Below are 20,261 nucleotides of genomic sequence, written 5' to 3'. Positions count from 1 at the left end.
AATGAGTGTTTATTTTGATTTACGAAATTATCGTTGGTTTCGAGTCCTTGGAAAGCGGCTGATCGGTGGTTTAGCCACACTGGCGTTATTGTCTGTACCGGTATCTTTACCCGCTTATGGTCAGCGTTTGGATCCAGTTTTATTAGATGCTTTTCTGACCAATCCATTAGAGGCGGAGCCACGGGATCCTCTGTTACCTACGGCGGTTGTGGATCGGCCTTTGAGTCCGCTGGAGTTATATGACCTTGAGGTCGCCCTTTTTCAGCTAGATGCTCAGGCCCGCGCGTTACTCTTGGCCGAGCAGCCGGATGATGCCTTTGCTCTTTGGATCAGGGAGGTGCAGCTGCGTCGGGTGTTTGGTCTTGAAGCGGAGTTAGAGGCGTTAGATCGCATTGGTCAACAGGCATGGACTTCTCAGCGATCGCAAGAAATCCGTCTGATGGCGGTCAGGCTCAAGCGGATTTGGGAGGCGGAAAAAGCAACGGCTAGCCTCGAACGTGTGGAAACCATTGCGACTATTGCCCAAACCTTGCGGATGCGGGACACGTCTACTGAGATTTATCAGCAGCTGATTGAAATGACGGCAACTGATGCCATTGCTCAGCAGGCATGGGAGGTTGTCCTGGCAGCTCATTACTTACAGTGGTTTGAGTTTGACGATGCAGCGCAGCTCTACACCCAGCTAGCCGCGAATGCTAAGGCTGAGGGCAATACGCTAGAACATATGCAGTACCTCACGGACCTGATCTACAGCTATCAGGAAGCCAAGCAGTACTCTCAGGCATTGCCAGTGCAGACTGAGCTGCTGCAGCTTTATCGGACTACGGGCCAAAATTATCGAGAACCGCCCCTCGAAATTGATATGGCTCGCAATTTGCGAGCGCTAGGCGTCTATCCCCAGGCGGTTGAATATTACAACCTGGCCTATGTGACTGCCCAGCGTCTAGAACTCTATGGTCATGTCAGTACCGTGCTCAAGGATTTAGGCGATCTCTATGCTGAGCAAGGTCTCACCAATGAAGCATTGACTATGTACAACCTGCTGGTGCGGGCTGAGCAGCAAGCCTATAATCAGCACGGCATTTTGGCCGCCTATGATCGATTAGGCCAGCTTTACTTGAGTATTGGCGATACCGACAACGCTCTGGTTGCTTTCCGGGCAGGGGTGGCGTTTTCAGAATCGTTGAAATATCGTGAGGCCTATTTCCGAGGTGAGGTGGCGAAACTGAGTTTGGACAATCCCCCTGAAACGGCCATTCAGCCAGAGCCAGAGCCTACCCTGGGCGACTCATTGCGAGAGGGACTCAGGGATAATCCTCCTTTTGATTTGGCTCCTGTGGAGATTGACCCAACGGATGTGGAGCCCACGGACCTAGAGCCTACGGAACCAGAACCGGTCACTCCTGATGCTCAGCCCGAAGTGGAAATTATCAGTGATGAAGTCATTGATGTCACCCCTGATCCTGGTGGGAATATTGCTCCCTAATTATTGGGGAGGATGAAATTCAGGCAGAGCTAAACTAATAGCTTCAAACCGATGACGCCCAGGATCACCAGAACTACCTGACGAAAGATAGTGGCATCAATATATTTGGATAACCAGATGCCCAGGCCCAATCCAGCGATAAAAAATGGTGTGGCGTAGCCGACCTGGGTCATCAGGTTTGCATCAAAGTCTCCTTGCCACAGGTGGGTTGCGATCGCAACCGATGAAAGCACACAAAACACACCTGGTAGGTTGCCTTTAAATTGTTCGGGGCTCCACTCGTTGCAGTTGGCATATATGACAATGGGTGGTCCCCCTATGTTAAACGCGCCGGTGAGTACACCTGAGGCTGCCCCAAACGCATAGGCCCAAGGTCGTCCGGTCAGAGTGGGCAACGACAGCTGCAACCATGAATAAACTACATAGAGCAAAACTAAGACCCCCAACCCTTGTAGCGCTAAATGCTCGGGCACATACCGCAATCCCAAGACACCGACTGGAATCGTGACCAGTGCTCCTGCTGCCAGATGGGCGATCCGTGACCATTCAAAGCTATCTCGGTGATACCACCAGAGCACCACATTCCCGATCAAACCCACAGCAATGACCAAGGTCACTGCCAGCTGCAGCTCCATAAATACGGGTAAGAGTGAGACTGCCACTAACGCAAATCCAAACCCTGTCAGACTCTGTACTAAAGAAGCCAGACCGACAATTAAGCCGATCCAGAGACTATCAGCCATGCTGGCGTTAAGGATATCCATTGGCTGCCATAATTACGTACTTGTATATTAACAAGCATTAAGAAAAATAACTGGGTGTAAATCACACTTAATGACTGTATCAATTCATTGCAACGCGCTTAATAAAGTAGCGAACTTAATCAATTTTTGTGTCCGAATGGTTGAATATACAACTAGTGATTCATTGAACGCACCATGACGGCACCCTATGGCACTCCCAAAGAAATTGCGCGTCAGATGACCAATGACTGTATTGCGATGCGATTGCGACAGCTTAATCGCATCGTCACCCGTTTGTATGACGATGCATTGAGGCCATTAGGGTTCACTATTAACCAGCTCAATATTTTGGCGACTATCGTCAGTCGTGGTCCCATTCCTCCCGGTCAGTTGGGTCAGATGCTTGGGATGGAAAAATCCACAGTCAGTCGTACCGTCGATCGAATGTGTAAGCGAGGCTGGATTGACGTTGGGCCTGGCAAAGATAAGCGGAGCCAGTCTCTCAAAGCTACGTCTCAAGGTCGGCAGCTGTTGGCCACAGCGGCTCCCGTGTGGCAAGAGCTACAGGTCACTGTTCTCGACTCAACTGCTGAGAATGCAGGGCTACTAGCCTCATTGGGCATTGGTAACGCCCCCAACGCAGATGGCAATGATGATGTTGCAGTGGCAGACGATTTCTACAGCGATGAGTATGCTGCTGATTTTTATGCCTAATCTTCTATAACTAAGGCCAAGGCTTTGTGCTGCATAGTCTTAAAAATGTTGTAAAACCCGTTCGCTCTAGATGGTGTGAGGCTGACATCCAACTGAGTATCCTTAATAAAATCGGGTTCTAGTTGAGCGATATCTTTAGGAGGTAGCCCTTTTAAGCCTTCAATCAGTAGAGCTACCAATCCTTTGGTAATTTGCGCGTCTGAGTCACCCTGAAAATTTACATTGCCCTGATCATCTGAGCTGGCAATGATATAAACCTGGGAGACACAGCCTTTGACTTTGTTCTCTGGCGTTTTCGCAGCTTCAGGGAACCCGTCTAATCGTTTGGCGTACCACAATAGTTGCTCGTAACGACGCCGTGGATCTTGGATCCGTTGAAAGCGTTTCACAATTTTGTCTAAGGCAGGAGGACGAGCAGAGTTAACGGACATTTTTCAAATGCAATCTTTCTTGGCATTGATAATGTCTTTAGTGTAAACCTCTCCAGTCTCTATCAAGACGCTATGCCCTAAACGAAGGAGGATACCTCAGTTCAGTTAGTTATCACCATTGGTGTCTTTGCTCACCATAAAGCGATTGGCCACAGTTTCAGGCTGCAGTGCCGATAGGATCACATGGTCCGAGTCGGTGACGATTACAGCCCTGGTCCGTCTGCCATAGGTGGCATCAACGAGCTGTCCTGTGTCTCGGGCATCACCAATTAAACGTTTAATTGGCGCAGATTCTGGACTGACAATGGCGACGACTCGATTTGCCGATACGATATTTCCAAAACCAATATTGATAAGCTTGATATCCATAAGTTCGCAAACGATTATCCTAAAGCACAGATCTAAATAAAACACAACTGGCATTAAGCGTAGGAATAGAGCCTACTGATTGCGCAAATGATTAAATGCCAGTACCGAAATGTTAACTAAAAAAAGGGGAGTTAAACATGAGAAAAACAACGCTTAACGATTGAGACGGCTTATTTTTCTCATGTTTGACTTATTGTCAGAGTTCCCTCTTTTTGAGTGTTCTCCACAGAAAAAGGCTAAATTGTTCGAAAAACTGCAAATTTGCTGATCACAGGGGAAAAAGAGTGCAACCGGTTGACATCACAACCCTTAGAGCCGTATGCGATGAGTTAACCACTCAATGGTTGCCTGCTCGGTGTGAACAGGTAGTGCAACGCAATCGTAACACAATATGTCTGGGTTTACGTACATTCGAGCGTCGAGGGTGGTTGACAGTTTCTTGGCATCCTCAAGCTGCGCGTATTCACGTAGGGACTGCTCCGCCAAAAGCACCTGAAACCTTTACCTTTAGTCAGCAGCTGAAACATCAATTTAGTGGTCTGGCCCTGACCAGGATCGAATTTCTGGCCCCTTGGGAGCGAGCCATTGACTTGCAATTTGCCCGTCGTCCAGATGAAGTGGCTGAATGGCATCTGTATGTGGAGATTATGGGGAAATACAGCAATGTTTTGTTGACGAATGCTCAGCAAGAAATTGTGACAGCGGCCCATCAGGTCAATGAGCAACAGTCGAGTATCCGTACTATTCGCACGGGCGGTCGATACCAGTCTCCTCCAGCCATTGTTGGTACGCTGCCCCACCTGGATGAGCCGTTTGCCGACTGGTATGAACGCGTGAGTTTGGTGCCTGGTAAGCTCAGTAAAATGATGGTCAAGAGCTATAGCGGTCTGAGTACGGCCCTGGCGAAACAGTTGGTCAGGGCAGCTGACCTTGATCCTGATCAAACGACTGATTACCTGGTTACCGATGACTGGCAGCAACTATATGTTCAGTGGCAGCGTTGGTTGCAATGTTTGGAAACCAATGATTTTCAACCCGCTTTCATGGAGCAGGGGTATACGGTCTTAGGCTGGGCTGGGGCAACCAAGCCGATGGATTCAATCCAGCAATTATTGGATAGTTACTATACGACGCAACTCAATCAGCAAAGCTTTGCTCAGTTGCACCACCAGCTCACCCAAAAAACCAAAGCACTGACCAGTAAACTGCGCCAAAAAGCAGCCAATTTTCATCAGCGTCTAGATGATTCTGATCAGGCTGATCGCTATCGAGTCAAGGCTGATTTGCTGATGGCGTATCTCCATGAATGGCAGCCAGGGATGTCCAAGATTCAACTCCAAGACTTTGAGTCAGGAGAGCCCGTCACGTTGGCTTTGAATCCTGAAAAAAATGCGGTTCAAAATGCCCAAGCTTTTTATAAACGTCATCAAAAACTGAAGCGGACCCGTGATGCTGTGATGCCTTTACTCCAAGCCGTAGAAACAGAGCTACATTACCTGGAGCAGGTGGAATCTGCCCTGACCCAAACGATGCACTATCGCGATCCTGAGGATCTTGTGGCTTTAGAAGAAATTCGAGATGAATTGGTGCAGCAAGAATACCTAAACGATCCGTATCAGCGTCCCGGTCGTAACCGTTCTGATCGACTGCCAAATTTTTATAAGTGTCGTACTCCGAGTGGCATAGAGATATGGGTCGGACGCAATAACAATCAAAATGAAGTGTTATCGTTCAAAGCTGCAAATGATTATGATCTATGGCTGCACACTCAAGAAATTCCAGGTAGTCATGTGTTGCTACGTTTGGAGCCAGGTGCTCAGCCTAGTGACGCGGATCTCGCCTTTGCCGCCAATATTGCGGCTTGGTTTAGCCGGGCTCGGCAGTCGGAACAAGTGCCTGTGGTTTATACCCAACCCAAGCATGTGTACAAACCTAAAGGAGCCCGACCCGGCATGGTGATTTACAAACATGAACAGGTGCTGTGGGGACAACCGCAAAAAGCAAAAGCTTATTTAGATACCCAAGGAACGTAGATACCTAAAGAACCCAAGCTGTTCAGGTTGGGTAGAACATGCTCGATCCTTTGCCCCCTCGAAGAGTCACCCAACTAAGCCAAGGTTTTTGATTGTCCCAATGCTGACCACCCCAATTTCCCAACGCCTACATCCCCTCAGTGTGGCCCCGATGATGGATCGCACTGATCGGCATTTTCGCTATTTTATGCGGCAGATCACTCGCAAAACTTTGCTCTATACCGAGATGATCACGGCCCAGGCGATTCTCCATGGCGATCGCAACAAGCTATTGGGGTTTGATCCTGAGGAAAAACCTCTATCACTACAGATTGGTGGTGATGATCCTCAGCTGCTGGCAAAATGTGCGCGGATTGCTGAGGATATGGGCTATGACGAAGTCAATCTAAATGTGGGCTGTCCGAGTAACCGAGTGCAAAATGGTCACTTTGGTGCCTGTTTGATGTCTCAGCCGGAGTTAGTAGCTGACTGTGTGGCTGCAATGCAGGCGGTGGTGGATATTCCGGTGACGGTCAAGCATCGCATTGGGATTGATCAGTGCGATCGCTACGAAGATATGGTGAAATTTGTCACCACCGTTGCGACAGCAGGCTGTTATCGCTTTACCGTTCATGCCCGTAAAGCATGGTTAAACGGACTAAGCCCCAAGGATAATCGCAATATCCCCCCCCTTCGCTATGACGATGTCTATCGCCTCAAACACGAGCATCCTGAGCTATGGATTGAAATTAACGGGGGGATTAAGACTCTCGATCATGCTGGCAACCATCTCCAGCAGGTGGATGCTGTCATGATTGGTCGCGCTGCTTATGACACCCCATATATCTTTGCCTTGGCCGATCGCGATATCTACGCTGTGGATGAGGCCTTAACGCGTCATCAGGTGGTGATGGCCATGCTGCCCTACATTGCCCGCTGGACGGAGCAAGGGACTAAACTCCATTCCATTACCCGGCATATGTTGCAGCTTTTCCATGGCATTCCGGGTAGTCGTGCTTGGAAACGTCACTTAACCGACCATAGCTGTCGTCCGGGGGCTGGGCCTGATACTGTGACAGCTGCCTTAGCTCAGGTGCCAGAGATCATGAGTATAAATACTTATATAACTGCGCCTTTGTCAATGTAAATGGCAATATGATTGCGAAAAACAAATACCTTGGCCACAAAAATTTCCACTCTTAATAAAAATTAAAATAACGTTACATTTTCCTGCAAAATAGGAATCAATAATTAGTTCACCCCTTAGATGTCAAGAATTAAGATTACGGTGGCTGGCCGAGTACAAGGTGTGGGCTTTCGATATCACACGCGTCAAAAAGCACAAGAATTAAACCTGACGGGCTATGTCACCAATAAGCCTGATCACACAGTCGAAATTGTGGCCGATGGTACTGATGAAAACTTAGATGCCTTGATCGCCTGGGTCAAGATTGGCCCTGAACGGGCCAGGGTCAGAGGCATCGAAGTCGAGGACTGCCTACCTATCAATCATTTTGATGAGTTTCTGATTGAGTATTAGAGATGCAGGGCTTTGGGAAAACGTTACCCTTTGCCCAGAGATTACTTACAGCAGTGTAAATACGAGTACCAATGCAAAGGGCCTTTGCCCAGAGACTACTTACAGCAGTGTAAATACGAGTACCAATGCAAAGGTCCTTTGCCCAGAGACTACTTACAGCAGTGTAAATACGAGTACCAATGCAAAGGTCCTTTGCCCAGAGATTACTTACAGCAGTGTAAATACGAGTACCAATGCAAAGGCGGCCATAAACGACAGAGTAAATGCATCACGAGTTAGGGACCGACGGGAGCTTTTGCGTTGGGGATAGGGACGTTCATCGGTCAGGGGAATAACGGGGATCGAAGCAAATCTACCCTCGGGATGGCCAAGGGCATAACCGTTGCGATCTTGGGTTGGAAATGCTGCGGAGACAGTAGGTGCAGCGCTTCCATAGGTAGCATGCGGTGGCGCTAGCTGAGGTTCATCCAAGTCAAGAAACATGGAATCCTGAATCACAAGGCCGATTTCATATCCATTCCAACCTTTCTCTCTCAGAACTTCTGCGGCTGCGTCTGGGCCACGATTGAGAAAGTCTATCTCTGATTGATCAGGTTCAGTATGGTCCGTATATAAAGATTCTATTGGAGGTCCAAACACCTGCTGGAGCTTATCTAGATCTCTGGACTGTGTTTGAATCGTTGCGAACTCTTGGTGTGTGATTGAAGCGTTTTTCAAGACAGCGTTGATCTGCTCGCATGACCAACCATCTCTACACAGAGTACGAGCAGCTCTTAGATCTAGGGCCTGCTCCAACAAGGCATCATGCTGAACGTTGTTCATATAGTTCTAAATCGATCTGGTACATAGCTGGATAAATATACTTACCCAAGCAGATAACCTTTTTCAACTGCGTCAACTCTTTATCGCTAACCTGAAACATTTCACCCAGGCATTACTTTTAGGGCCGATTAGCCTCCAGAGCCTATAGCTTATCCTGTACTCATACTTATATATGGTGGTGTATGGCTCCACGGGAGGCAGTCGTATAACCTCGTAAAAACTTCATAGCATATGAAGCATTAGCGAAACTCCAACGAAAATAAGACCGCCAAACCAAAACAGTGCGAATAAAGTTTTAGCGACTGAGTTGGTTCGTTTGTGATGCAATGTCTGGGGGCGTGTTAGCAGGGAATAATGATGATGGATAACCCGTGCAGCGGGTCGATCGTGCATTAGGGCAAACCCTAAGTTCTCCAATGGTTTAGTAGATGGTTTAAGTACGTCATGAATCTGCGAGAAGTGCCAGCCATGATGCGTGAGTACGGCTGCCGCTTCTTCTACACCTCGATTCATGACTCGAATGGTGAGGGTCTTGCTAGTGTCAACCTGCATCAGCTTGACGTCGGTGGATGGGCTTAGTTTGGGCGGAGGTCCAAATTTTCGTTGTAGCTGATCGAGGGTCGTGGTTTGCTGTTGAATCACCTGAAAACTTTCAGGTCTGATGGAGCCGTTTTGAAGAACGCCATTGACCTCCTCTAGCATCCATCCTGCTCGACAAAGCGAGTGGGCAGCGCGAATATTTAAATCTTGCCTAGATACGCCATAGCGGTAAAAATTTTCCATGGAAACTTAGTGCGACCGACGATAGACTATGTCCACATCCAAAGACTGCGATTTTTCGTAACCCAGAGGGTGAACTTGTTAGATGCGGTTTAGCAAACGTGTTGATATGTTGGGATGGTTGCGTTTCCACTACTACCTTATGAGAGGAGGACTCTATCCTTAGTACTGTGGATGACGCTGTAGTCCGGCAACCCTACCGCCTAAAGGTATCAGTCATTGTTGCGTCACTGGTTGACCTTAAGAATTAATCCAGACTATTGGATTGTAGTTCCACCATTCGGGGGTTCGAGTCCCCTCGTTCGCCCTCTTTCAACCATTGCTGAAAAAAATTAGCTTAAATCTGAGCTTTAGACATCGGTTTTTAGTTCCACCATTCAAAAGTTTGAGTTCCCTTACTCACAGTCCTTGCAGCAATCACTGAAAAAATAGTTAGCTTAACTCCATCCTAAATATAGCTTTAGCCACTAAAGCTATCTGGGGAATTGAGCTCTTCAGTCAGCACAGGTGGCCCCTATGTTGAACAGGTTAATTTCAGTCTTTTAATAGGTACAGCGGAGAACGAAAGAACAATTGTTCTTCAAATCATCCAAGTCATATCCTGACTGGTCATAGATATCGCCTAGTAAATTTTGCAGATTAACGATGGGGTCTGGTTCAGTGTCCTGTAGCGGCAGTGGAAATGTAGAAATTGGGGCTGGCAAATTAAAGGAATATAAGTCTTGCCTGGGGGCATTGAGTTCTGGTTCTAAATTTAGGTCGTCTTTGTAGACCTAAGCCGATTGAATATCGAGAATTCCCATCATGCCTCGATCCTCATGGTCTAATACATGGCAGTGATAAACGGTTTTACCGGTGTAGTCTTGGAAGGCCATACGAATGCGTACTCGTTCACCAGGGTTGACGGATACAACATCTTTCCAGGCAGCGTAGGGGTCGGTCTGCCCATTTCGGCTAATCGCCTGAAACTTGTTGACATGGACATGAAATGGATGTGCCATGGTACCGGTATTAATGATTTCCCAGTCTTCGATGGTACCGAGGCTCACTTGGGTATCAACGCGGTTATGGTCAAAGACTTGCCCATTGATTAAAAACACCATGCCGTGCCCGTGATTTAGCGTAAACTGCCTCACTATATATGGTTCAGGTAGAGGTTCTATGGGCAATAATGCAGTGGGTAAAAGTGTTTCTGTAGTCGTCCCACTGTAGGCCAGTGTGGCAACCGTTTCAGTACGCTTTTGACTTGAGGGACCACCCATCATTCCGCCACCGCCCATCATTCCGCCGCCCATCATGCCCTGGGCTGGATTGAAGGGAGTATTGAGTAAACGGTACTGTCCTGATGTTTGGGTGGCACGAATCAAAACTTCAGCTCGTTCGCCGGGTGCTAGGACTAAGTTGTTGAGTTCTACAGGAGCTGCGATCGCACCGCCATCCGTAGCGATCAAAAAGAGTGAATGTTCTTCCAACGAAAGCTGGAAAAACCTGGACGGCGAAGCATTCAGCAGTCTTAATCGCAGTAACTCTCCCTGGGCCACCGTGATTTCTGGGTTAAGTTGACCATTGGCCAATAGCAAATCACCAATGCGTCCGGTCATCTGGGCCATATGACCAGGGTTGGGAATGTTACCTCGGCGATCTAAAGCCAAATCTTTAAGAACTAAAGCGGTCTCTTGGGCTGCTTTGACTTCAGGGATATCGTCTAAGGCTCCCCGCACGATAAACAATCCGGCCAGTCCCGCGAATAATTGTTTAGCCACCAACCCATGGTAGTGGGGATGGTACCAAAACGTGCCCGCTGGATGATCTTCAGGAATTTGAAATTCATAGGTATGGCTTTCGCCAGGAGAGATTTCTAGGAAAACATTATCTCCGGTGCCTGTGAGGGGAATGTGTAGACCATGGAAGTGAAGGTTAGTTGGCTGATTGAGTCGATTGGTAAACTGAATTTGTACTGTGTCACCTGGCTTTGCCTCCAGCTGAGGCCCTGGTAATTGCTGGTTATAGGTCAATAGGTTAGCGTTTTTTCCATTTAAGGAAACTGACTGAGCACTCGCTTCTAAATCTAGGCTGAGTAAGCCGTTCGCACTTTTAATTACGTCTGGTAGTAGTAGATTAGAGGATGTCTCCCTGAGAGAATATGTTCCTCTAGAGCATTGGGATAACAACATTGATGCTGTTGTCACTGCGCTTAGCTTTAGAAAATTCCTGCGCTTAATTGAAAACTGTTGAAAACTCATGGATGGCATAACGCTCACCTATCAAACTGTCAGGACTCCAAGAGACTAGAGGAACTTACAATTTCAGTAGAATTTGATAGTAGCGACAAATTGTGAAATGACGATGAAATCTTTACTGGGCATGGTGGCCATGATCTGAGCGCTGCGCTGCGAACCAATCATGTACAGCTGCAACAAGGGCAGGCTGTTGAGTAGTGTAGCGAATTTGCCCGCCATCTGGCAGCGTTGTGTACTCAACTGTCATGTTACGGTGGCCTGCTCTGAGCTGTTTTAATCCAGGCATGGCATCCCCGTGAATAGCGGCAGGATCAGAAAAATCACCGGCTTGAAATTTAGCAGTCTCTTCTTTTAGATGACTCTGAATGAGTTTTACCTGCTCAGGGTCTATTGGGCTGTCGGCAACTACGGTTTGCAGCCCCCCATCTGGTAATGGCTCAAAGTGGTGGGTTGTTTTCTCTAAATCAAAGGGCATTACCTGTGCCCCTCGCATGGCCACTTCAGCCTGTCGCTGATGGAGAACAGCCTGCCGATATAGACTGGCTCCGATAACAATGGCTAGCGCAATCAGCCCCGCTATCCAAAAGATTTTTGGACGATGGATCAGTTGATTATTCACTTTTATGGATAGCCTCCACAAGAATTTTTAGGGAATTGAGTACAACTGTCTGTTGACCATTGGGGATTGCAGAGAGGATGCGATCAAACTTTTCTCGACGTGCAGTGGCAAGTTGTTCCGCTACTTGTTGTCCATTTTTTGTCAGTGCCAGCTGCATTACTCGGCGATCTGCTTCACTCCGATTGCGTTGGAGCCACTCTCGTCGTTCTAAGATTTTGACTAGACGACTGACTGTACTTTTTTCCAGGCTGAGGCGTGTGGACAATTCGTTTTGAGAAAGCGATTGCCCATTAGATAGCTCCATAAGGGCATGGGCCTCTGCCACCGTCACTGGCTGTCCACAGGGTGTTTGGTCTGGTCGGTGCAAACCAAATGCGCGAATTAGAGCGATTAACTGACCTTGTAAATCAGGAGAATTGGACACACAGATAAAATCAAACTAATAGTTCGATTATGCAACTATTTAGTTGTATCTTGCAACTAATTTCATGATGCAGTTAGCTAGTCCCTTGGGCTATTGTTCCTAAGAAAGCTTTGCACGGGCTAACTGCTTTCTCTTTGAGGGTTGTTTCAGTCGTTTGAATGCCTCTGTCGCATCATCCACGAAGGAATAGACGACGGGTACCACTACCAGAGTCAGCAGTGTAGACATCACCAGGCCACCCAAGATAACGGTGGCAATGGGGGAATAGGCGTCCATTCCGGTTTCTGGGAAGAAGGCTAATCGGACGATGACTATTAGGGTGGTGACGGTGGTCATGACAATGGCTTTGAGGCGGATAGGACCAGCCTGACGAATTGCGATCGCACGCGGCACCCCTTCCTTTCGCTTCGCTAAAATCAGCTCTAGCAACAAAATTGCCGCCGATAGTGAAACCCCAGAAAGAATGACAATGCCCAAAATCGATACGGTGGACAGGGTGTGATTGAACAGTAGCAATGCCCCAAATACACCCACCAGCTGCAGTGGCACAGAGAGCATCATCACCAGGGGCTGGATAAACGAGCCAAACTGAATCACTAAAATGATGTAAAGCAGCACCAGAGATACCAGCAATCCCTTGAGCAACCGGGCAAATTCGATCATCATGTCGGTCATATCCCCCATGGAATCGACACCGTAGCCAGGGGGGAAGTTTAGTTCTTCGCCTGCCTGCATTGCGATCGCCATGGACAAATCCATAGATGCAGGAGCATTCTTGCGGTAATAGCCATTCACATACACCACTCGCTTACCATTCACACGCTCAATCAATGTGGGACCTTGGCGGGGTTCAAGCGTCGCTACTGTGCTCAGGGGAACCTGTTGGCCTGTTTTGGTGGTGATATAGGTATTTGACAGGTCCTGCATCGTACCACGAGCATTTTCGTCATACCGTACCAGAATAGAATTCTGTCGGAGGTTGGGGCGATTATAGTAGCGACGTGTCATGCCACCATTGAGCGCATAGTAGGCTTGCTGGGACACCGCCTGTACCGTCAGACCTAGTTCCTGGGCACGGCGGCGATCAATATTGAGCCGATACTCGGGCTGGGACAGGGCCGAACTCGTAAACGGCATTTTAAGATCAGGATTGGCCTCGGCAATGTCTAAGACACCTTGAGCTAAGCGATGAAGTGTATCTAAGTCATCGCCATATACCGCCAGCTGAATGGGAGCCGCAGAAGTGGCCATCACATCCACACCCATTTCCTTAATTCCAATCCGACGAATACCGGGAATGGTCTGTTTGGCCTCCGCTTCAATGCCGTCCATAATCTCCCAAATGTCCCGCTGCCGTTCATTCAGGGGAGTGATAGTCACCGTCATTGCTGCCGTACTCACACCGCCCATGCTGTAGCTCGTAAAGTAGGTGCTATTCCGCGTTAGCTCAAAGCCTATCTGGGATGAGACTTTCTCTACTTCTGGCTGTTGCAAGATAATGTCTTCAAACCGACCTGCTGCTGCATCAGTGGCTGCGAACGAGGTGCCTGCCTCCATTTCTAGGGTGGCGACAAACTGTCCCGAATCTCCCAGGGGCATCATCTCTTGGGGAATAAGACCGTAAAGCATTATCGCCAGAACCACTGAAGCCCCTGCAATGGCCAGGGTGATCTCTCGATTCCGCATACACAGATCTAGCAACCAGGCATAGCCCCGTTCTAATTTGTTAAAGCCAAAACGCACAGGTGTGGTCAGGAGCTGTAGCCAGGTACGCCGCTGAGGCTTGTCGCTGTGGGGCTTGAGGGTAAACGCGGCCACCAAAGGAATCAGCGTAATTGACACCAGCAACGAAGCTACAAATGCAAACACCATGGGCCACACAATGCCGACAAACATAAGCCCCGTGAGACCGCCCGAGAGAATCGTGGGCACCAGTGCCGCAATCATCACACAGCTTGCCGCTGCACTGGCCAAAAAGACTTCTCCAGTGCCCTTAATTGACGCCTGAACGGGCATCAACCCTGCTCGTAACTTTTGATCAATAGAGTCGAGCACAATAATCGAATCATCCACCAGCTTACCAATAGCCATCATCATGCCAATCAGGGTGGAGGAATTGAGGGACATGCCGATGGGAATAAACGGCAGGGTGGAAAGGGCCAAGCTAGTGGGAATGGAGATCATGATGATCGCCGTGGACCGGAAGTCTTCGAGAAAGACCAAAATCACCAGTCCAGCAAGAACGACACTCACCAACAGCTCCTGGAACGTACTGCTGACAATCAGGTTAACTAAGTAGGAGTTGTCATAGGCTTCCTGAAATTCGATGCCAGGATATTCGTTTTGGATCGCCTCCAGTTCCATCCTGACCCGCTGGATTACCTGGGGGGAACTAGAGTCTGGTTGCTGAATAACGTTGACCGCTAGGGCCGATTCTCCGTTGTAACGGTAGCCGCTGCGTCGTTCTTCATAGGTGTCTTTAACCGTTGCGACATCTCGCACATACACCACCCGCCCATTTTGTTCTAAAACGGGGTAATCCATGACCTCGGCAGCCCCCAGGGTGCGCTCATCGGTGCGAACCAGAATTTCGCTATCTCCCTGGGTTAAAGTTCCTGCGCTTTGGCTAATGTTGTTAGCATCAATGGCATCCCGCACCTGCACAATAGACAGTCCATAGGCCGCCAGCTTCTGACGATCTACAACAATCTGCAGCTGACGACGGTAGCCCCCAAAAATGGATACGGCCTGCACATTTTCCACCTGAGTAAGCCGATCCACTAACGTATTGTCAGCAAATTCTCTCAGTTGGAGGGGGTCCCAATTCTCACCCTTGAGCGCCAGCGTCAGTACAGGACGATTTAATGGGTCAATCGGCAGCACCCAGTAGGATCTAAAGTTAATGCCATCAAATAACAGGTCACCTTCAGCCGCTGTCATAATGTTTTGCACCGACTGCACCGCCTTATCGACATTGCCTCCCCAGGCAAACTGAATGGTGACGATAGAATTATCTTTTGGGGAACTAGATCGGATAAATCGCACCCCGTCCAAGACGCTCAATCGCTGCTCAATTGGCTTACTGATATAGGTTTCGATTTCCTCTGGTGATGAACCAGGGGCCATGGATACTACCGACACTAGCGGGCTTTCCACATAGGGCATCATCCGCACCGGTAGTAGAAAAAGCGTCAGTAGTGACAGCATAATCACCGCAATATACATCGCGGTGACAACAACCGGATTTTTAATAGACCAGCGGGTGAGAAATTCTTTCATGGGAGCTTCAGAGGAATCTATGCCCTAATTTGATTTTTGTAAGAGAATCCAAAACAAATCCTCAGCAGGATAGGGAAAGTCCATACCATCTGGCACTAGATTAAGCAGTGGTATCAAGAGTCTCCCGATAGCAGAATCCTGGAACTTGTAACGCAACAACGATTTGGCATGCCCACCATTTATCCACTTAGAAGGTCGCCCTTTGGCAACGACCCGAAATCCAAACTGGCTCCCCAATGAAGCAATTTCCTCAGGCGAAAACCAGTGCAATACACTGGGGGGACTATATTCATGCCATCCTTGGCCAAGCACACGAGCTGTCCAACTACTACGATTCCAAGTTTCAATTAACCAATAACCATCTGACGCAGTCACAGATGCAGCAACAGATAGAGCCTGTCGTAAATTATAAAAATGTGGAATGACTTGAATAAAGGTAATCAAATCATAGGTATTATTTCCAAAATCTTGAGGGGATAACTCTTCCAGGGTTCCTGTTTGTACCGGTAACCCAAGATTTTCTCGGGCATAGGTTGCGACTCGATCATTGGGTTCAATCCCCATTCCCTGCCAGCCAGTATCTATTAGCCCTTGCAGAATGAAGCCTGCAGCACTGCCCACATCAAGTAGTCGTCCAGGTTTAGTGTATTTGTTAACTTTTAGGCCATAGCGTCTGCCATGCTTTTTTAAAAGCTTAGCTTCAGCCAAATAATCTGAATACCCTGCACCACCACCTTCAAAATAATCGTCTCCATACACCTGTTGCGCATGAGTAACATCAGGTACAAGATCGGCAAAGTGGTGACCGCAGTTTTGACAAGCACGAATCCAATAGCCATATTTTTCAAATACTGGCTGACTATTGTGATGACAAATTGCACACTGTGTTCGTAACTGTGGTCCTTTTTCTGGAGATGACAGACTTACAGAAGAACTCATAAAGAGAGAAGCAATATTTCAGAGTGATTTTGGATAAAACTATGTCCCCTAGTTAAGGAACACTAGGTTCCTTAGAAACAAGTTGAGTGTCTTAGAAGACTTATTCTCCAAGACCTATGTGGCCAGTTATTGGGCCTCAAACATAAAGTGAGCTTTGCCCTGTTGCTCCCCTTCATCAACAGAGGTGTTAACGGCCCACATGCCTGCCATACCCAGGTATGTGGCAACCTTGTATTGACCTGGCTCAGCATCTGGTGAAATTTCGGCTTCGGTGGTCATATCGTCCATGCCGTCCATGGGCATAAAGATTTCTACCTCCAAATTTTCAGTGGTGACCGGTTCACCTGTGGCCGCATCTTTCACCGCAACAAAAAGTTCTGCATCTCCCATGGGTACAGCATCAGGGCTCACCAGGGTGATTTCTACATTACCTTCGCTGGTGGCTGCCATGCCCTCCATGCTGTCCATACCCTCCATTTCCATTGTGTTGGTGGCAGCGGCAGTGTCTGGTGTCTCTGATGTGGCAGTGTCAGGAGTCGATGCCCCTCCACAGCCAGTTACTAGCGCACCTACTGCGATTAGACTCAATAACAGTTTTTTCATGATTTTATTGGTTTGAATAAAGTGTGTGTAGACTTGTGTGAGCAGCATCCCCGCTGTTCCCTATGCATTAAAACAATAGGGATATGACTTTAATTAACTGGCACGGTGAGGCGAGCCTTGCCAGCCTGTTCGGCATCAGTCACGGTGGCCTCTATAATCCAGTCACCTTTCATGCCTAAATGGGTGTTGACCTTGAATTCTCCAGGGTTGTCCGTAGATGACAACTCTACTTTGGCCATCATCGGTGCCATGTTTTTCATGGGCATGGTGATGTCGAGGGCTAGATCATCGGCAGACACGGTTACCCGTTCCCCAGTCTCTGTATTTTTCAAGATAAATGTGATCTCATTTTTACCCGCTTTCACCGTGTCAGGACTGACCAGAGAGAGTTCTAATGCACTGTCTGCGGTACTTACAAAATCATCGGTGGGGTTGCCCAGAGCATCAACAACGGTCACAGCTCCTCCTTCGATCAGGCGACTATGTCCCGAGGTAATCACCTGATCGCCTACTTTAAGACCATCGATAATCTCGATGCGATCGCGACTCATCATCCCCGTTGTTACCCGTCGTCGCTGGGCGTTACTGCCATTCACAACCCAGATTGCTGCCTCACCGTTAAAGCTCACAACAGCTTTTTGTGGCACTGAAAGCGCCTCGGTGCGTCGCTGTGTGATAATCTCCATATCCACAAACTGCCCCGACAGCAATTGTCGTTCTGGGTTATCCACCACAGCTTCTACGGTGACCGTGCGGGTCTCTAAATCCGCTTGGGGAAAAATGCTAGTGATTTCTCCTTGAATGACGCCTGCATCCGTGCCCTGAATCTTTGCCACAATCGGTGTTCCCACTCTAATCTGGTTAGCATCCTGTTGCGCCACATTGGCCTGGAGCCTGACCTGCTGATAATCACCAATTTTGAAAATTCCCATTCCAGGCTGCACCACAACGCCTGGATCGGCCATGCGGGCCTGTACAATGCCGCTAATCGGCGCTGAAATTTGGGTGTAGCCTTCAAAGGCAGATGCCGTATTTATCTGAGCACGGGCACGTTCTACCTGGGCCTGATCGCTGGTCACCTTAGATTGCAAGCGGATGAGTTTGGCCTTAGCGCCATCCAACATGGCTCGTTTAGCATCCACCTGGGATGCCGCTAAATCATACTGAGATTGGGATGTGGCCCCTTTCGCCGTCAGGGTCTCAAAGCGATCTCTTGCTAGAATGAGATAGTCGAGGTCCGCCTGAATTTGGATGATTTCCTGTTGTTGTTCTTCCAGCTCAAACTGACTGGCTTCCGCAGTAGCAAGCAGTGCTGTGGCCGATGCTTGGGCCTCACTCGTCTGACTGACCCGCTCAATGGCATCCAGATTAGCTAACAACTGACCCGCATCGACCCAGTCACCAGGGTAAATATCATAGTTTGAGAGCTGACCCGCCACACGGGGATAAACAGTGACCTCTGTGTAGGGCAAAATTGCTCCGGTGTAATTAACACTGGCATCCAACGGAGCTGATTTCACAACTTCTACTGTTACCGGTGTTGGGTTAAAGGCCCCATCCACCCGCATCATCTCGTCATGGGACATGCCGCCCATATCGTGGCCAGACATATCATGGCCGCCATGGCCGCCCATGTCGTGGCCTTCCATACCTGATGTAAGCATGTGAGTTGCGCCAACAATCCCCGTACTCAATAAGGCAAAGACGCCTAATCCTAAGAGTGCCTTCCCCGATTTTCTCCACCAGGGGATTGATGGGTCAGGTGGATTTTCAATGGGCAAATTTTCCTCTAGTCCTTGTAGTTCAGTAGACTCAGGTGGAGAACTCATGGATACAGCTGCACAACCTCAACGTCGATAGCGCAGTTCACACCATGCAACCATTCAAGGATGGGGTCACATGTCACGCCTGGTAGATACTCATAGGGCAACTGCCAGGTAAAACCATACTCGGGCCTATGGGGCAGGAGAGTATGATCTGAAAGTCTTAGGACTCCATTTTTAAAGGGAACTAAGTTGTGTTCTGTTGGCCATTCCCGCATCGATACCCGTTGAGCGAGCAATGTTGCGGAAGATTCCACAGATGTGAGTCCATAAGATCCTTCAGCTCCAGCCGCATCTAGTTCACGCTGGATAAGTTCCTTAACTTCTCTGTTAGATACCCTTTCCCACTTGCCGGGGATAGTCCTGCCATAGGCATAGAAGCTGTTACAGTCTAGACGGTATTTCAGCTCATTGCCCCAGCAAACTTCCATAAGGCCTGCGATCGCACCTGATGGGGCCATGGTTGCCTGTCCTGCAGGTGAAATGATTACCGCATCATTTAGACAGTGCTTAACAGCCCACGAACCACGGGATATGCTATCTTTTGCGGCTTCCTTTCGTTTCTCTAACTGAGTCTTAGCTTCCTGCTCTCGATAAGGTTTCTCTGCATTCGCTTTAAAGCTGCGAATCTGTGGTAATGTCAGCGCCCTGCCAATCCATTTCTTACTATGGAGCTGAACAAATCTTTCAATTTTTGCTGAGAGAGTTTTGCCATTGCGATCGCACAGATAGGCCAGCTCAAAGATTTTTTGATACAGCTTATCCAGGGAGGCAATGTTCTTGGGTAACTCCTGCCCCCACTCTAGTAGAAATGTCAGCCAACGTTCTAGGAAGACTCTGGGAGAAACAGCATCTTTCAGTAGAGTCTGGAAATCTTCAGCCGTGTTCCCAGCATTAAAAAACTCTTCACAGCCTGCCTTTGGTCCAAATTCCAATGGGATTAGCTGAATCTTTCCTTTTAGATGCTTCCCTGCTTTTATCAACTGCTGCATCACTGCGGCATTGGTCATACCATCAGCATCAAATAACGCTATTTGCCCACCATTAGCTGGTAAGGTGCTAACGATATGGGAGACGCCAGCCACCGCCGCAACGTTTGTATTTCCCCGCTGGGTTCCAATAAAGGCATCACACCAACCTTCGGTGACAACATAACAATCACGAATATTTCCGGTGGGACTCCAGGCGATTGGAGCTGCTCTTTCCAACTTTGGGCTTACGTACTTTGGATCGGTGACGATATCGTGACGCAACTGTCCATAATTTTGGCCAAAGGGGAACCAAATGCCCGAATCAAGGGCCTTAAACCCAAGTAGCTTAGTGGCATCCGATTGGTCAACAGCACGCACACTGTATTGATCGTATAAATTCACTTCCTCCCCTAACCAATACTTTCTTGGAGTTGAGGAGGAGACGGTGGAGGCAGGCCTTTTCGAC

17 protein-coding genes and 2 pseudogenes are annotated in these 20,261 nt (G+C 48.5%); 5 read left to right on the top strand and 14 right to left on the bottom strand.

Features of this window, described 5'->3' with window-relative positions; genetic code table 11:
* The first annotated feature begins 1 nt into the window (after position 1).
* Entirely contained in the window at positions 2–1,486 is a 1,485-nt protein-coding gene (locus IXB50_RS17170; RefSeq protein ID WP_215610218.1) for a tetratricopeptide repeat protein, read from the top strand.
* Positions 1,487–1,515: 29 nt separating this feature from the next.
* Here the strand turns inward: IXB50_RS17170 and IXB50_RS17165 are convergent, their stop codons facing one another.
* Positions 1,516–2,250, bottom strand: a complete 735-nt coding sequence (locus IXB50_RS17165; protein WP_215610217.1) for a sulfite exporter TauE/SafE family protein — start codon at positions 2,248–2,250, stop codon at positions 1,516–1,518.
* Positions 2,251–2,424: 174 nt separating this feature from the next.
* Between IXB50_RS17165 and IXB50_RS17160 the strand changes: the two genes are divergently transcribed.
* Entirely contained in the window at positions 2,425–2,943 is a 519-nt protein-coding gene (locus IXB50_RS17160) for a MarR family winged helix-turn-helix transcriptional regulator (protein ID WP_215610216.1), read from the top strand.
* Here the strand turns inward: IXB50_RS17160 and IXB50_RS17155 are convergent.
* Both IXB50_RS17155 and remA read right to left on the bottom strand, forming a co-directional pair.
* Positions 2,940–3,374, bottom strand: coding sequence for a SufE family protein (locus tag IXB50_RS17155; RefSeq protein ID WP_215610215.1), 435 nt, complete (start codon positions 3,372–3,374; stop codon positions 2,940–2,942). The two genes, IXB50_RS17160 and IXB50_RS17155, sit on opposite strands and share 4 nt — an antisense overlap.
* A gap of 105 nt (positions 3,375–3,479) precedes the next feature.
* A complete protein-coding gene (remA, locus tag IXB50_RS17150) occupies positions 3,480–3,743 on the bottom strand; it encodes an extracellular matrix/biofilm regulator RemA (RefSeq protein WP_215610214.1) in 264 nt (87 codons plus the stop codon).
* A 284-nt stretch (positions 3,744–4,027) separates the two neighbouring features.
* Between remA and IXB50_RS17145 the strand changes: the two genes are divergently transcribed.
* The 3 genes from IXB50_RS17145 to IXB50_RS17135 all read left to right on the top strand — a co-directional run bounded on the left by IXB50_RS17145 (position 4,028) and on the right by IXB50_RS17135 (position 7,295).
* Entirely contained in the window at positions 4,028–5,776 is a 1,749-nt protein-coding gene (locus IXB50_RS17145; protein ID WP_215610213.1) for an Rqc2 family fibronectin-binding protein, read from the top strand.
* Between the two features lie 100 nt (positions 5,777–5,876).
* The gene (dusA, locus tag IXB50_RS17140) at positions 5,877–6,902 is read left to right on the top strand and encodes a tRNA dihydrouridine(20/20a) synthase DusA (RefSeq protein WP_215610212.1); all 1,026 of its coding nucleotides are present in this window, start codon (positions 5,877–5,879) and stop codon (positions 6,900–6,902) included.
* Between the two features lie 120 nt (positions 6,903–7,022).
* A complete protein-coding gene (locus IXB50_RS17135; protein WP_215610211.1) occupies positions 7,023–7,295 on the top strand; it encodes an acylphosphatase in 273 nt (90 codons plus the stop codon).
* A 207-nt stretch (positions 7,296–7,502) separates the two neighbouring features.
* Here IXB50_RS17135 and IXB50_RS17130 read toward each other — a convergent pair whose 3' ends face one another.
* The 11 genes and pseudogenes from IXB50_RS17130 to IXB50_RS17080 all read right to left on the bottom strand — a co-directional run.
* Positions 7,503–8,117 (bottom strand): hypothetical protein, encoded by a 615-nt coding sequence (locus tag IXB50_RS17130; RefSeq protein WP_215610210.1) that lies wholly within the window; start codon positions 8,115–8,117, stop codon positions 7,503–7,505.
* A gap of 222 nt (positions 8,118–8,339) precedes the next feature.
* Positions 8,340–8,900, bottom strand: coding sequence for a hypothetical protein (locus tag IXB50_RS17125; RefSeq protein WP_215610209.1), 561 nt, complete (start codon positions 8,898–8,900; stop codon positions 8,340–8,342).
* A 539-nt stretch (positions 8,901–9,439) separates the two neighbouring features.
* Positions 9,440–9,619, bottom strand: a pseudogene (locus IXB50_RS17120) (DUF4058 family protein); the annotation flags it as partial.
* 51 nt (positions 9,620–9,670) lie between these two features.
* The gene (locus IXB50_RS17115; protein WP_215610207.1) at positions 9,671–11,140 is read right to left on the bottom strand and encodes a multicopper oxidase family protein; all 1,470 of its coding nucleotides are present in this window, start codon (positions 11,138–11,140) and stop codon (positions 9,671–9,673) included.
* Between the two features lie 112 nt (positions 11,141–11,252).
* Positions 11,253–11,756, bottom strand: a complete 504-nt coding sequence (locus IXB50_RS17110) for a hypothetical protein (RefSeq protein WP_215610206.1) — start codon at positions 11,754–11,756, stop codon at positions 11,253–11,255.
* A complete protein-coding gene (locus IXB50_RS17105) occupies positions 11,749–12,180 on the bottom strand; it encodes a MarR family winged helix-turn-helix transcriptional regulator (RefSeq protein WP_215610205.1) in 432 nt (143 codons plus the stop codon). Before IXB50_RS17105 ends, IXB50_RS17110 begins: the two co-directional genes overlap by 8 nt.
* A 99-nt stretch (positions 12,181–12,279) precedes the next feature.
* Complete coding sequence (locus tag IXB50_RS17100) at positions 12,280–15,459, bottom strand: efflux RND transporter permease subunit (protein ID WP_215610204.1); 3,180 nt, start codon at positions 15,457–15,459, stop codon at positions 12,280–12,282.
* A 24-nt stretch (positions 15,460–15,483) separates the two neighbouring features.
* Positions 15,484–16,398 (bottom strand): class I SAM-dependent methyltransferase, encoded by a 915-nt coding sequence (locus IXB50_RS17095; protein WP_215610203.1) that lies wholly within the window; start codon positions 16,396–16,398, stop codon positions 15,484–15,486.
* 126 nt (positions 16,399–16,524) lie between these two features.
* Entirely contained in the window at positions 16,525–17,001 is a 477-nt protein-coding gene (locus IXB50_RS17090; RefSeq protein ID WP_215610202.1) for a FixH family protein, read from the bottom strand.
* Positions 17,002–17,090: 89 nt separating this feature from the next.
* Positions 17,091–18,830, bottom strand: coding sequence for an efflux RND transporter periplasmic adaptor subunit (locus IXB50_RS17085; protein ID WP_215610201.1), 1,740 nt, complete (start codon positions 18,828–18,830; stop codon positions 17,091–17,093).
* Positions 18,827–20,261: pseudogene (locus IXB50_RS17080) on the bottom strand (hypothetical protein); the annotation flags it as partial. The pseudogene IXB50_RS17080 and the gene IXB50_RS17085, both read right to left, overlap by 4 nt.

Origin of the sequence: Leptothoe spongobia TAU-MAC 1115, assembly GCF_018739885.1 — a bacterium.
Classification (GTDB): Bacteria; Cyanobacteriota; Cyanobacteriia; order Phormidesmidales; family Phormidesmidaceae; genus Leptothoe; species Leptothoe spongobia.
Note: the sequence above shows the minus strand (reverse complement) of the source record. Positions and strands in the feature narration are given on the sequence as shown.